This window comes from Amycolatopsis camponoti (assembly GCF_902497555.1).
Lineage (GTDB): Bacteria > Actinomycetota > Actinomycetes > Mycobacteriales > Pseudonocardiaceae > Amycolatopsis > Amycolatopsis camponoti.
The window spans coordinates 755,636-769,547 of record NZ_CABVGP010000003.1 but is presented as its reverse complement, the minus strand read 5'-3'; the positions used below and the strand labels follow the sequence as shown (position 1 = coordinate 769,547).

The 13,912-nt window shown below is 69.9% G+C and carries 12 protein-coding genes; 7 read left to right on the top strand and 5 right to left on the bottom strand.

Annotated features, from left to right (window positions below; all coding sequences use genetic code 11):
- Positions 1 to 3: 3 nt before the first annotated feature.
- From AA23TX_RS40095 to AA23TX_RS40085, 3 genes are read right to left on the bottom strand one after another with little or no spacing between them, the layout of a single operon-like run.
- On the bottom strand, positions 4 to 846 hold the full coding sequence (locus AA23TX_RS40095; protein ID WP_155548173.1) for a transglutaminase family protein: 843 nt from the start codon (positions 844 to 846) through the stop codon (positions 4 to 6).
- Complete coding sequence (locus AA23TX_RS40090; RefSeq protein ID WP_155548172.1) at positions 843 to 1,790, bottom strand: alpha-E domain-containing protein; 948 nt, start codon at positions 1,788 to 1,790, stop codon at positions 843 to 845. The genes AA23TX_RS40095 and AA23TX_RS40090 overlap by 4 nt, the downstream gene beginning before the upstream one ends.
- Positions 1,791 to 1,800: 10 nt before the next feature.
- Positions 1,801 to 3,462, bottom strand: a complete 1,662-nt coding sequence (locus AA23TX_RS40085; protein WP_155548171.1) for a circularly permuted type 2 ATP-grasp protein — start codon at positions 3,460 to 3,462, stop codon at positions 1,801 to 1,803.
- A gap of 148 nt (positions 3,463 to 3,610) precedes the next feature.
- Here AA23TX_RS40085 and AA23TX_RS40080 point away from each other — a divergent pair, with 148 nt between their 5' ends.
- The 3 genes from AA23TX_RS40080 to AA23TX_RS40070 all read left to right on the top strand — a co-directional run bounded on the left by AA23TX_RS40080 (position 3,611) and on the right by AA23TX_RS40070 (position 6,096).
- Positions 3,611 to 4,435 (top strand): basic amino acid ABC transporter substrate-binding protein, encoded by an 825-nt coding sequence (locus tag AA23TX_RS40080; protein ID WP_230863030.1) that lies wholly within the window; start codon positions 3,611 to 3,613, stop codon positions 4,433 to 4,435.
- 93 nt (positions 4,436 to 4,528) lie between these two features.
- Entirely contained in the window at positions 4,529 to 5,332 is an 804-nt protein-coding gene (locus AA23TX_RS40075; protein ID WP_155548169.1) for an amino acid ABC transporter permease, read from the top strand.
- Complete coding sequence (locus tag AA23TX_RS40070) at positions 5,329 to 6,096, top strand: amino acid ABC transporter ATP-binding protein (RefSeq protein WP_155548168.1); 768 nt, start codon at positions 5,329 to 5,331, stop codon at positions 6,094 to 6,096. The genes AA23TX_RS40075 and AA23TX_RS40070 overlap by 4 nt, the downstream gene beginning before the upstream one ends.
- 48 nt (positions 6,097 to 6,144) lie before the next feature.
- Here AA23TX_RS40070 and AA23TX_RS40065 read toward each other — a convergent pair whose 3' ends face one another.
- Entirely contained in the window at positions 6,145 to 6,402 is a 258-nt protein-coding gene (locus AA23TX_RS40065; RefSeq protein WP_155548167.1) for a hypothetical protein, read from the bottom strand.
- 278 nt (positions 6,403 to 6,680) lie between these two features.
- Here AA23TX_RS40065 and AA23TX_RS40060 point away from each other — a divergent pair, with 278 nt between their 5' ends.
- Positions 6,681 to 8,996, top strand: a complete 2,316-nt coding sequence (locus tag AA23TX_RS40060; RefSeq protein ID WP_155549379.1) for an oxidoreductase — start codon at positions 6,681 to 6,683, stop codon at positions 8,994 to 8,996.
- Positions 8,997 to 9,044: 48 nt separating this feature from the next.
- Here the strand turns inward: AA23TX_RS40060 and AA23TX_RS40055 are convergent, their stop codons facing one another.
- Positions 9,045 to 9,620 (bottom strand): hypothetical protein, encoded by a 576-nt coding sequence (locus AA23TX_RS40055; protein ID WP_155548166.1) that lies wholly within the window; start codon positions 9,618 to 9,620, stop codon positions 9,045 to 9,047.
- Between the two features lie 164 nt (positions 9,621 to 9,784).
- Between AA23TX_RS40055 and AA23TX_RS40050 the strand changes: the two genes are divergently transcribed.
- The 3 genes from AA23TX_RS40050 to AA23TX_RS40040 are packed head-to-tail and all read left to right on the top strand — an operon-like array spanning position 9,785 to position 13,909.
- Complete coding sequence (locus tag AA23TX_RS40050) at positions 9,785 to 11,599, top strand: NHL domain-containing thioredoxin family protein (protein WP_155549378.1); 1,815 nt, start codon at positions 9,785 to 9,787, stop codon at positions 11,597 to 11,599.
- A gap of 1 nt (position 11,600) precedes the next feature.
- A complete protein-coding gene (locus AA23TX_RS40045; RefSeq protein WP_155548165.1) occupies positions 11,601 to 11,933 on the top strand; it encodes a GroES family chaperonin in 333 nt (110 codons plus the stop codon).
- 8 nt (positions 11,934 to 11,941) lie between these two features.
- The gene (locus AA23TX_RS40040; protein ID WP_155548164.1) at positions 11,942 to 13,909 is read left to right on the top strand and encodes a VanW family protein; all 1,968 of its coding nucleotides are present in this window, start codon (positions 11,942 to 11,944) and stop codon (positions 13,907 to 13,909) included.
- Positions 13,910 to 13,912: the final 3 nt, after the last annotated feature.

Sequence of the window (13,912 nt, the reverse complement as noted above, 5' to 3'; positions counted from 1 at the left end):
CGCTCAGGCCAGCCGGGTCAAGTGGACGGACACGTCCAAAGTGGACTGCCCACCACCCGTGAAGATCCCCTTCAACGGCGCCACATCGGCGTAGTCCCGCCCCATCGCCACCCACACGTGCCGCGGCCCGACCGGAATCGCGTTCGTCGGGTCGTACGCCCACCAGCCGCCGGTCCAGACGTCGACCCACGCGTGCGACTCGCCCTCCACCACCTCGCCGAGCTTCGCGGCCGGCTTCGTGTGCAGGTACCCCGACACGTACCGGGCCGGGACGCCGATCGCGCGCAGCATCACCAGCGTCACGTGCGCGAAGTCCTGGCACACACCCTCACGCGCCTGCCACGCGTCGGTCGCCGTCGAGTGGACGCCGGTCGTGCCCGGTTGGTACTTCAGCTGCTTGTTCACCCACTCGCACACCGCCAGCACCGATTCGGCCGGATCCAACCCGGTCCGCAGCGCGCGGGCTTCGCGCGCCAAGGCGGCGTCGCGCGGGGTGTAGTCGGTCGGGCTCAGGTACTCCGTCCGATGATCGATGACCGTCTCCGAACGCAGGTCCTTCCACGACGCCGTGCGGATCGGCTCGGCTTCGTCCGCCGTCTCGACCACCGACGTCGCCAGCACCGTGAACTCCGTGTGCGGCGCGTGCAGGTCGAACGACGTCACGACCGTGCCCCAGTAGTCCGTGTAGCGGTACGCACGCGTCGCCGGGGTCGTCTCGATGCGCGTCGCGACCGTCGTCTGACGGCGGTCCGAGCGCGGGGTCAGGCGCGCTTCGTTGTACGACTGCGTCGCCGGCGTCGCGTACCGGTACCCCGTCCGGTGCGCCACCCGCAGCTGCCACGTCACAGTGAAACCTCCGCACCGCTCCACGCCACCCACGGCGACGTGCTGAAGTACTGCAACGACACGGCTTCCCCGATCTCCCGGATCGTCGTCTGCAACGTCCCGAGCCGCCGCGGCAGGTCGGTCAGCAGGTCCGCCGGGCGCAAGAACTCCAGCTCGCTGCGGGCCCGGCCGAGCTGGCGGAGGGCCTCCGACTTCTCGTTGTTGCGCGCGCCGCCGCCCGGGTCGAGCCGCTGCAGGCACTCCTCCGCCTGCCGCAGCGCGTGGAACACCGAACGCGGGAACAGCGTGTCCCGCAACAGGAACTGCACGACGCGGCCCGCGTCGAGCGCGCCGCGGTACGTCCTCAGGTACGTGTCCTGGGCGCCGGCCGAGCGCAGCACCGTGATCCACCCCGGTGACGACGCGCGGTCCGCGACCCGCGACAGCAGCAGCCGCACCACCATGTCGGCGCGTTCGATCGAGCGGCCGAGCACCATGAACAGCCAGCCGTCGTCCCGCGACATCGTCGAGTCGGCGAGCCCGGCGAACATCGCCGCGCGCTCCTCCACGAACGAGAGGAACGCGTGCGGCCCGGCTCGACGCGCGTAGCGCTGCCGGTCCGGGACCGCGTTCCACGTCGCGTTCAGGCACTCCCACAGCTCGGTCGAGACGACTTCGCGCGCACCCCGCGTGTTCTCGCGCGCCGAGTTGATCGAGCCGACGATCGACGCCGCGTTGTCCTTCGCGTACGCCACCAGCTCGGTCAGCTTCCAGACGTCGAGGGCCTCGCCGTCCGGGGTGTCGATGCCCAGGACGGCCAGCAGCTGGCGGCTCGCGTGGTCGGGGTCGACCGTCGCGTCCTCCAGCAGCTGGTGGACCGAGACGTTGAGGATCCGGGAGGTGTCGTCGGCGCGTTCGACGTACCGGCCGATCCAGTACAGCGACTCCGCGTTGCGTGCCAGCATCCGGACCTCCCTAACTCTGTTGTTGCTGCTGTTGTTGCTGCTGGGACGACGTCAGCTCGGGCCCCTGCTCGGCGATGAGGCCGTCCACGGTGGACATCGCGCCGAGGGCGGGCTGCTCCAGCTCGCGCTCGGCGCTCGACGTCCGGGACGTCAGCACCCACGTGTCCTTGGAACCGCCGCCCTGCGACGAGTTGACGACCAGGCTGCCCTCCGGCAGCGCCACCCGCGTCAGCCCGCCGGGCAGGACGAAGATGTCCTTGCCGTCGTTGACGGCGAACGGCCGCAGGTCGACGTGCCGCGGCGCGAGCCGGTCCTCGACCTTGGCCGGCACGGTCGAGAGCTGGACCACCGGCTGCGCGATCCAGCCGCGCCGGTTCGCGCGCACCTTCCGCCGCAGCGTCGCCAGCTCCTCCGGGGTCGCTTCGGGCCCGAAGACGATCCCGTAGCCGCCGGAGCCCTCGACCGGCTTGACGACCAGCTCGTCGAGGTGGGCCATGACGTGGTCGAACTCGTCCGGCAGCCAGCACCGGAACGTGTCCACGTTGGGCAGCAGCGGCTTCTCGTTGAGGTAGTACTTCACCATCTCGGGCACGTAGGTGTAGACGAGCTTGTCGTCGCCGACGCCGTTGCCGACGGCGTTCGCGACGACGACGTTGCCCGCGCGCGCCGCGTTGAGGACGCCGGCGATGCCGAGCACCGAGTCCGGCCGGTAGTGCACCGGATCGAGGAACTCGTCGTCGATGCGCCGGTAGATGACGTCGACCTGGCGCTCGCCCTCGGTCGTCCGCAGGTAGACGACGTTGTCGCGGCAGAACATGTCGCGGCCTTCGACCAGCTCGACACCCATCAGCCGGGCCAGCAGCGAGTGCTCGAAGTACGCCGAGTTGTGGACGCCGGGGGTGAGCACGACGACCACCGGGTCGGCGACGTTCGCCGCGGCCGCCGCGCGCAGCGCCCGGAGCAGGTGCGACGCGTAGTCCCCGACCGGCCGGACGCGGTGCTGGGCGAACAGGTCCGGGAAGACCCGCGCCATCGTCCGCCGGTTCTCCATCACGTACGACACCCCGGACGGGTTGCGGAGGTTGTCCTCCAGCACCCGGAACGTGCCCTCCTCGTCGCGCACCAGGTCCACTCCGGACACGTGGATGCGCACGCCGTTCGGCGGGTTGATGCCGAAGGCCTCCCGCTGGAAGTGCTCGCACGAGGTGATGAGCCGCCGCGGCAGCACGCCCTCGCGCAGGATCTGGCGGTCGCCGTAGATGTCGGCGAGGAACGCTTCGAGCGCGCGGACGCGCTGGGCCACGCCGCGCTCGAGCTTCGACCACTCCGCCGCCTGGATCACCCGCGGCACCAGGTCCAGCGGGAACGGCCGCTCCTGGCCGGACAGCGAGAACGTGATCCCCTGGTCGACCATCGCCCGGTCCAGCGCCATCGACCGGGAGTTGAGGTCGTGCGCGTCGAGTGCGGCGATCGACTCGTAGAGCGCGCGGTAGGGCCCGCGGACCGTGCCGTCGTCGGCGAACATCTCGTCGTACGCACCGGCGTGCGGGCGTTCCGGCGAGAGGTACCCGTCGAACCGCGCCCCCGGCCGGGTGATCCGGCGGGTCGTCGCCTTCCTCGCGCGTCGACCGGACGGGGGCAGCCGGGGCGGGATCGCGTTCATGAACGACATCCTCACCCACGTGGCCCTTCGTGCGCGACACTCTCGCGGAGGTGGGCGCGGGGCGAAACGTCGCTGTAACTCGACAGTGCTGTGCTTTGGTATGGATGAGTGGCAATATGCGTGCTCTCACGAACTGAGAACTACGAGGAGTGACGACGTGGCCCGAGTACCCCAACTCAAGGCGCTCGCCCTGATCCCGGCGCTGGCGTTGGCGGCCGCCGCCCTGACCGCGTGCGGGGGCGACGACGGCGGCACGGCGGCCGGCGGTGTCCAGCTGATCGCGTCCGGCAAGCTCACGACCTGCACGCACCTGCCCTACCAGCCGTTCCAGGTCAAGCAGGGCGACAAGATCGTCGGCTTCGACGTCGACCTCGTGGACCTGGTCGCGAAGAAGCTGAACGTCACGCAGAACATCGTCGACATCGCGTTCGAGAACATCGAGTCGGGCGAGGCCATGAACAGCGGCCAGTGCGACCTGGCCGCGGCGGGCATGACGATCACCGACAAGCGCAAGCAGAAGTTCGACTTCTCGAACCCGTACTTCGAGGCGACCCAGGCGCTGCTGGTCAAGTCCGGCTCGCCGATCAAGGACTTCAGCAACGTCGCCGGCAAGAAGATCGGCGTCCAGTCGGCCACGACCGGCGCCGACTACGCCAAGGAGCACGCGAAGGGCGCCGAGATCGTCACCTTCGACGACCTGGCGCTGGAGGAGCAGGCGGTCAAGAACGGCACGGTCGACGCCGGCGTCAACGACAACGGCGTGCTGTACGACTTCGTGAAGACGAACCCGGACACGGCCGTCGCGACCGAGTTCAAGACGAACGAGTTCTACGGCATCGGCGTCAAGCAGGGGAACTCCGCCCTGGTCACGGCGATCAACGACGCGCTGAAGGCTTCGGTGTCGGACGGCACCTACGCGCAGATCTACCAGAAGTGGTTCGGCAAGGCACCGACCTGGCTGCCCGGTAACCCCACCCAGTAAGACCCCCGCCTGTGGCCGGTGCTTCGGCACCGGCCACAGCGGTGTTTCCAGAGGTGTCTTAACCGCCCTTTCCGGGCTTGCCTGAGGAGTGAAATGGCACTGAGCCGACGCCGGCGACGTTCGGCGTTCCGGGGTGCGCAGTACGTCCTGTTGCTCGTGATCATCGTGGTCTTCGCGTTCCTGGCCAACTGGGGTCAGATCGGGCGGGCGTTCTTCGACCTCGACGTCGCCGCCGCGCAGTTCCCCGACGTGATCACGGTCGCGCTCAAGAACACCATCATCTTCACCGCGCTCGGCTTCGCGCTGGGCCTGGGGCTCGGCCTCGTGCTCGCGCTGATGCGGCTGTCCTCGGTGGGCCCGTACCGGTGGTTCGCGCGGGGGTACATCGAGTTCTTCCGCGGCCTGCCCGCGCTGCTGATCTTCCTCGCGGTCGGGGTCGGCGTCCCCATCGCGTTCCCGGACACGCACCTGCCGCGCAACATCTCCATCATGATCGCGCTCGGCATCGTGTCCTCGGCCTACATGGCCGAAACGATCCGGGCCGGCATCCAGGCCGTGCCGCGCGGGCAGGTCGAGGCCGCCCGCTCGCTCGGCATGTCGCCGACGCGGTCGATGATCACGATCGTCATCCCGCAGGCGTTCCGGATCGTGCTGCCGCCGCTGGCCAACGAGCTGATCATGCTGACGAAGGACTCGTCGCTGGCGTTCCTGCTCGGCACCACGCCGGCGCAGCAGGAGCTCGCGCAGTTCAGCCGCCAGGCGCTGCTGGAGGCGAAGGGCCTGACCCCGATCGTCGTCGCGGGCCTCTGCTATCTCGTCATCACCATCCCGCTGTCGATCCTGCAGCAGCGGCTGGAGAAAAAATACGGCGCCGGAGTGTCCGGGGGTACCAAGTGAGCGACGTGATCGTCGAAATCGCCGGCCTGCACAAGGCGTTCGGCCCGCTCGAGGTGCTCAAGGGCATCGACCTGCAGGTCGAGCGGGGCCAGGTCGTCTGCATCATCGGGCCGTCCGGCTCGGGCAAGTCCACGTTGCTGCGCTGCGTGAACCTCCTGGAGGAGCCGCAGCAGGGCAAGATCGTGGTGAACGGCAACGAGATCACCCACGAGGACGTCGACATCGACGGCGCTCGCCGCAAGATCGGGATGGTCTTCCAGGGCTTCAACCTCTTCGCGCACTTGACCGTGCTGGAGAACCTCACGGTCGCGCAGCGCAAGGTCCTCAAGCGCGGCAAGGAGGAGTCCGAGCGGATCGCGCGGGAGAACCTCGAGAAGGTCGGCCTGAGCGAGAAGGAGACGTCGCTGCCCGGGCAGCTGTCCGGCGGGCAGCAGCAGCGCGTCGCGATCGCGCGGGCGCTGTCGATGAACCCGGACGTCATGCTGTTCGACGAGCCGACGTCCGCACTGGACCCGGAGCTGGTCGGCGACGTCCTCGCGGTCATGCGCCAGCTGGCCGAAGAGGGCATGACGATGCTGGTCGTCACGCACGAGATGCAGTTCGCCCGCGAGGTGGCCGACAGCGTGCTGTTCATGGACGGCGGCGTGGTCGTCGAGCAGGGTCCGCCCGGCCAGGTGATCGGCGACCCGCAGCACGACCGCACGAAGTCGTTCCTCGCGCGCGTCCTGGACCCGACGAACAGCGCGGGTCTCGAGGGTCAATAGCCGTTTGCCCTGCGCGTCCGAAAGTGGACGCGCAGGGCAAACGCTTTTCTAGTGGTGCGTGTTGTCGTAGGTGAAAATCCACTTGTCGTTTCCGGCGGTCAGCTGGAAACAACCCTGGACAATCGTGTAGTAGCGCTGGTACTCCTGCTGCGTCCGGTGGCACGAGTCATACCAGTCGAATGGGCCCGCTACCACCACTTCATTGGTGCTCGCCGAGGTGGCGAACGCCGCTGTGCCGCCCAAAGCGAGCGCTCCGCCGGTCGCCAACGCGGCGGTGACCAGTGCTCCACGTACGAGTGCGCGCATTTCTACCCCTCTGCTGCCGGAACAGTTTTTCCGATTGCTGATCGGAAACGGCTGCACGGGTACACGCGTGCTGGGTTCGCGCGGAAATCCGCGGTCGATTAAATGCCACCAGCGCCCCTCCCCGAGCAATCGGTTAAAAGATCACATCATGCGTGGCCGGTGGGCGTCAATGGGCCGGTTCGGTGATCTACCGGTGATATAGTCGGCGCGGGGACGGGGTGTGATTCCGGGGGTTCCGACGCGGCGCCACTGGGAACGAGGTGGGGGGAGAAACAGCCATTACGACCGAAAGCGCGCTGCCTCCGCTCGACCCGTTCGCGGGCATCCCCGACCGTCGCTACGAGGTCAAGGCCGCCGACCTGCTGAAACCCGGCAACGGTGGCTTGCTGCGCTGGCGGCGAACGGCCACGAACGCCCCGATCGTCTACGTCGAGGACGCCTACATCACCGGCACGCTCGACCTGCGTGCCGCGGACCTCAAGTACCTCTTCCGGTTCGAGCGCTGCCGGTTCGAGCAGCCGCCGGACGTGCGCGAGGCGCACCTGCTCGGGCTCGTGTTCCGCAAGTGCTGGCTGCCCGGGCTCAAGGCGCGCAACATGCGCAGCCGCAACGACGTCCGGCTGATCCGCAGCGTCGTGCAGGTCGACGGCGCCGACCGCGAGATCGAGGAGACCACCGTCCAGCGCGGTGACGACCGCGAGCGCGGGATGCCGAACGCCGCGGTCAACCTCACCGACGCGGTGATCGAGGGGTCGCTGGTGCTGACCCGCACGGTGATCGCCCACCCGCACGGCAAGGCGATCCACGCCGACCGGCTGGTGCTCGCCGGCGCGCTGCTCGCGTACCGGATGGTCGCGAACGGCGAAGTCCGGCTCCCCGGCCTGCGGACCGGCGGTAACGTCAACTTTTCCGGCGCGACGCTGAACAACCCGGACGGCTTCGCGCTCAACGGCAACGGCCTGCACATCGGCGGCAGCCTGCTCTGCGAGGTCGACAACTACGGGCCCGCCAGCCAGCGGAAACGCTTCTCCGCGACCGGGATCATGTACCTGCCGAGCGCCACGGTGGACAGTGACATCGTGTTGCGCGAAGCGAAGCTGACGGTGTCGCAGCAGGGGCCGATCGCCGTCGACGCGTGGAAGTCCAACGACCCGTATCTCGACCCGCGCCCGGCGCTGGTCGCCGATCGGATGCGCGTCGACGGCAACGTCGAGCTGTCCGACGGCTTGCAGGCGCTGGGCACGTTGCGCATGGTCAACGCCCGGATCGGCGGCTCGCTGCGGCTGGCCGGCGCCGAGGTCAGTGTGGTGCGCGGCAAGTCGCAGCCGTACTACGACCGCGCGCTGCACCTGGACGGCACCGAGATCGGCGGCGACATCGAGGCGACGAGCCTGCGCGTCCCGGCCGGTCAGCTGCGGCTGGCCGACGTCACGGTCGGGGGCAACTTCCTGGCCTGGAACTCGATGTTCCGCCACCCGGGCCGGGACGTGTTCTCGGCGCGCCGGTCGAAGATCGCGGGCAACTTCCAGCTCACGGACGCGACGATCCACGGCACGTTGCGGCTGCAGGGCGTCGAGGTCGGCGGCTCGATCAACCTGGCCGGGACGCGGCTGACGGAGCCGGGCCTGCGCGCGACCAGCAGTTTTTCGCTGGACGTCCGCACCGGCCGGATCGGCCGCGACCTGACGTTGCGGGACAACAACGGCCGCCCGTTCGTCGCGGAGGGCGGCGTCAACCTGGACGGTGCCCAGGTCGCCCGCCGAGTGGACCTGCGCGGTTCCCAGCTGGGCTCGCTGCCCCCGTTCATGGTGGCGCTCGACGCGGGCGACGTCGCGGCGGACGAGTTCACGCTGACGCCGAACGTGCCCCCCACCGGCCGGGTCGTGCTGCGCCGCGCGCACTGCGGGACGCTGACCGACAACGAGGAGTTCTGGGCCGCGTCCGAAGGCATCGAGCTGGAGGACTTCCGGTACGACGCGCTGGGCAAGAGCATTCCACTGGCCGACGACAAGGCGCTGGACCACCGCATCGACCTGCTGAGCAGGGCCATGCGCGGCTACCGGCCCGGCCCGTACGACCAGCTGGCGCACATGCTCCGCGCGGCGGGAAACGAAGAGCACGCGTCGACGGTGGCGTTGCGCAAGCAGCAGTTCCGCTACGACGCGCTGGCCGGCGGCTTCAAGTTCTTCGGCCCGGGGGTGCGGCTGTGGAGCTGGCTGCAGCGGTCGATGGTCGGCTACGGCTACCGCCCGGTGCGCGCGCTGGGCTGGCTGTTCACGCTGCTCGTGCTGGGGAGCCTGTGGTTCGGCCTCGGCTCGGACGACTGCATCCACTGGGTCAGTTCGGATCCCACGCACCAGATCATCGCGAACGGCCCCCGGTGCGTGGTGAACCAGCAGGACACGGGGTTGCAGTGGAACCCGGTGATCTACACGGCGGACCTGCTGGTGCCGATCGTGGACTTCGGCAACAAGTCGCGCTGGTACATGCACGGATCGGACAACTGGGTGGCGGCCGGGTTCACGGCGTCGGGCTGGATCCTGGCGACCACGGTGGCGGCGGGCGTCAGCCGGATGCTGCGGCGGGAGAGCTAGCAGCTTCTAAGTTTCTCTAGCTTTGGCGCTAGACAGCGTCAGATTCGCTTAGTCGATGAAGCGGGACCAGAAATCTATATAACGCGGCCCGTCCGGCGGGGCCGTGCTGATGCCGCCCGTCGCGAACTCGCGGTGCAGGTAGTCCCGCAGGTCGGAGCCGTAAACGATGATGTCCGTCTGGTACACCGACAGCACCGGGTAGCCCGCCGTGTCCGGGAAGCCGGGCAGGTACCGGTGCCCGCACACCGGCACCAGCTGCGGGACGTCGGCCAGGCGACGGCGGGCTTCGCGGACCGCGTCCTCCGGGCCGACCGGGCGCGTGCCCCAGTCCGGCAGCCAGAAGCCGTTGTGCTCGACGTCGTACAGCACGCCGTCGACCGGCCAGGCCAGCCGTTTGCGCAGCTGCTCCGGGTTGCCGCAGCGCCAGTCCGGCCAGCGGTCGCCGATCGGGACGCCGGCGGACAGGAACGTGCGGTGGTCCGCGGCGAAGCGGAAGCCGAACCGGCGCTCGACGTCGTCGAGCTCGGGTCCGGTCAGCCCGGGACGCACCGGTTCCCGGAGGTTCTCCTGCAGGTGCCGTGCCTCCTCGAAGGTGAGGGCGCCGGCCGGCTGGACGGGGGTCATGTCCCGAGCCTAAGCGGCGGCTCACCCCGCCGCGCGTTCTTTTCCGCCGTCTTCACGGGCACCACCATGGGGTGAGTTTGTTCTCTCATCGGCGGAACCTCGGAACAGAGCGTGAGCACATGTAGTTCACTCTTGCCGTGACCTCACCCCGACCGCAGGCCCGCGTGCGCGCGCCCGAGCTGCGCGGCGACGTCTGGCTGAACACCGGCGGGCGCCCGCTGACCCTCGCCGAGCTGCGCGGGCGCATCGTCCTGCTGGACTTCTGGACCAGCGGCTGCATCAACTGCCTCCACGTGCTCGACGAGCTGCGCCCCCTCGAAGCCGAGTTCGCGGACGTGCTCGTCACGATCGGCGTCCACTCGCCGAAGTTCCTGCACGAGGGCGAGCGCGCGTCGATCGAAGCCGCGGTCCGGCGCTACGAGGTGCACCACCCGGTCGTCAACGACCCGAAGATGGAGCTGTGGTCGCAGTACGCGGTCCGCGCGTGGCCGACGCTGGCGGTCGTCGACCCCGAGGGGTACGTCGTGCACGTCGCCGCGGGCGAAGGGCACGAAGAGGCGCTTCGCCGCGTCATCGCCGACCTCGTGAAGAAGCACGAAGCGAAGGGGACGCTTCGCCGCGGCGGCAGCCCGTACGTCCCGGTCGAGGAGCAGGTCAGCGAGCTGCGGTTCCCGAGCAAGGCCGTCGCGACGGCCGAGGGACGCGTCCTCGTCGCGGACACCGGGCACCACTCCGTCGTCGAGTTCGCTTCGGACGGTGAGACGGTCATCCGGCGCTTCGGCAGCGGAGAACGCGGTGGCCAGGACGGACCGTTCGACATCGCGACGTTCGCCGAGCCGTCCGGCATCGCGCTGCTGCCCTACGACGTCGCCGAGCGCGCCGGCTACCACGCCGTGGTCGCCGACACCGCCGGTCACCGGCTGCGCGGCCTCGACCTGATCACCGGCGAGGTCACGACGGTCGCGGGCACCGGCGCGCAGTGGCGCACCGGACCGGACTCCGGCAAGGGCGTCGAGGTCGACCTCACGAGCCCGTGGGACGTCGCCTGGTACGGCGCGGCCGGCGGGGTCGTCGTCGCGATGGCCGGCAACCACACGCTGAGCGTGTTCGACCCGGTTTCCGGCACGATCCGCCGCTTCGCCGGGACGACCGTCGAAGGCCTCCGAGACGGCGACGTCGGCGAAGCGTTCTTCGCGCAGACGTCGGGCCTCGCCGCCGACGGCGACAAGCTGTGGCTCGTCGACGCGGAGACGTCGGCGCTGCGCTGGATCGAGCCCACCGGCGAGTCGTTCACCGTGCACACGGCGATCGGCGTCGACCTCTTTTCGTTCGGCCACACCGACGGCCCGGCCGACCAGGCGCTGCTGCAGCACCCGCTCGGCCTCGCCGTGCTGCCCGGCGACAAGGTCGCGATCGCGGACACGTACAACGGCGCCGTACGCCGCTTCGACGTCTTCACGCGCCAAGTGACGACGATCGCCACCGGGCTTTCGGAGCCACAGGGCCTGCTGCTGCACGACGGCGAGCTGCTGGTCGTCGAGTCGGCGGGCAACCGCATCGGCCCGCTGGACTCGTCCTCGGCGCCGACGCTCGTATCGGGCGACGCACACGCCGTACGCCGGCCACCGACGGTGCTCGCACCGGGCGAGATCGACTTTTCGGTCGTGTTCCAGGCGCCGCCCGGCGAGAAGCTGGACGACCGTTTCGGCCCGTCGACGCGGCTGGAGATCAGCGCGTCACCGCCGTCGCTGCTGGCCGACGGCGTCGGCACCGGCACGGATCTGTCGCGCAAGATCCTGCTGGCCGAAGGCGTCACCGAAGGCGTGCTGCAGGTCGTCGCGCAGGCCGCGAGCTGCGATGACGGGGGCGAGCACCCGGCGTGCCGGATCACGCGGCAGGACTGGGGCGTCCCGGTGCGGATCCAAGCGGATGGGGCGCGCGAGCTGAGCCTGGTCATGGCGGGTGAGCCCGCCGAGTAGCATGCCAACCGTGTCTGACGGGGCGAAACTCGAGATCCAGATGCTCCACGACCGGGTGCTGGTGAGGCTGGCCCCGGAGGAGGGCGAGCGCCGCAGCAGCGGCGGCATCGTGATCCCGGCGACAGCGCAGGTAGCGCGCCGGCTGGCGTGGGGTGACGTGCTGGGCGTCGGGAACAGCGTGCGCAACGTCAAGACCGGCGACCGCGTGCTCTTCAACCCGGAGGACCAGTTCGAGGTCGAGATCCGCGGCGAGGGCCACCTGGTGATGCGCGAACGCGACATCCACGCGGTCGCAACGGAGCGAACCGAACACGGCACGGGGCTGTACCTGTAGGCGGGGTCGTGGCAGAAGACAAGGTGCGCGAACCTGCCGAGGTGCGGGAAAGCGAGCCTGCGACCCCGGAGCCGGCCGCCGAGCCCACGCCCGGGGAAACCGAGCCCGCCGAGCCTCTTGCCGCCGAGGAACTCGCCGAGTCGAGTGCTGAACCCGAAGCCGCGACCGCGGAGCCCGAAGCCGCCGGCACTACTGATCTCTTCGCCGATGATCTGCTCGGCGAACTTCTCGAAACCCCCGTTCCACCTCCCGCCCCCGAGACTGCCGCGCGGAGGCTTCGGACCGGTCTTGCCCGGACCATGATGTCCGTCGGGATCGCGCTCGGGCTCTTCGTCATCCTCTACGCCATCGACCTCGTCGCCAGCGCCGGGGATGTTCCGCGGGGGGTGACCGTGGCCGGCGTCGATGTCGGGGGGCTGACCCATGCCGAAGCGGAAGCCAAGCTGCGCAAGGAACTCGAGCCGCGGCTCATCCGGCCCGTCGTCGTCCACGGGGGTGATGTCCAGGCCGAGCTCGTGCCCTCGAAGTCCGGGCTCGGGCTCGACTGGCCGAACACCCTCGGGCTCGCCGGGCACCAGCCGCTCAGCCCGATCACGCGGGTCATGTCCTTCTTCACCAGCCGCGAGGTCGGGGTCGCCACGCAGACCGATCCGAACCAGATCGCCCAAGCCGTGCGCGAGCTCGCCGAGGGCAGGCTGAACCACCCGGCCACCGAAGGTTCGGTCGGGTTCATGGCCGTCGGCGACGGTGGTGTCACGCCCTACCCCGTCCTGCCGCGGCAAGGTCAGCAGCTGACCGACCTCGCCGGCGCCGTGCACGCCGTCACCGAGCACTGGCTCGACCCCGGCGGGGTCAAGCTCGGCATGGCGATCACGCCCGTCAAGGCGACCGCGGCCGGTGTGCAGGCCGCCTACCGGCAGATCGTCGTGCCCGCTGTCGCGAAGCCGGTCGTCGTGCACGGGCAGGGCAAGGACGTCCCGCTCACGCCGGCCACGATCGCGTCGTCGTTCCAGTTCGCCGCGGTCGAGGGCGGGGCCGTCGAGGTCCGCATCGACCAGGGCAAGCTGCAGGCCGCCCTGAAGGACGGGCTCGCGAGCACCGAGACCGACGGCAAGGACGCGCAGATCGTCTTCACCGGCGACCAGCCCGCCGTCGATCCCTCCGAGGACGCCCGGAAGGTCAACTGGGAGAAGACCTTCCTGCCGCTCATCGACGTCCTCAAGAAGACCGACGGCCGGGACCTGCCCGTCGTTTACAGCGCGTCGAAGCCCGGCGTGACCACCGACGCCGCCAGCGCGCTCGGCATCAAGGAGGTCGTCGGCGAGTTCACCACCGGTGGCCTCGCCGGCCCGGCCGCGACGAACAACCGGACGCTCGCCGCCCGCGTGTCCGGCACGATCGTCAAGCCCGGCGAGACGTTCAGCCTCGGCGCCCGCTCCGGCCCGCGCACCGCCGGCAACGGCTACGTGCCCGCCCCGGCCGACGAAGACGGCACCGGCGCGACCGTCACCGGCGGTGGCGTCTCGCAGCTCGCGTCCACTTTGTACAACGCGGGCTACCTCGCGGGCCTGACCGACGGTGGCCACCTCGAGCACGACCGCTACCTCGACCGCTACCCCGTCGGCCGCGACGCCAAGGCCGTCAACGCCGACGGCAGCCCCGTCGAGCTCAAGCTGACGAACGACTCGCCGACCGGGATCGCCGTCCAGGCCGTGGTGTCCGGCGACTCCGTGACGGTCCGGATCTGGGGCACCCGCCACTACCGCGTCGAGAGCCAGACCGGTGCCCAGACACCCGGTGACCCGCCACCGGTCCAGTTCGGCGGAAGCGGCACCGACCCGTGCCAGCCGTCGATCGGGACGCCCGGCTTCAGCGTCACCGACACCCGCGTGCTCTACGACGTCGTGAGCGGCGCCGAGGTCCGGCGGACGTCGCACACGGCGACGTATGGCCCGCGCCCGACCATCCTCTGTTGAGTT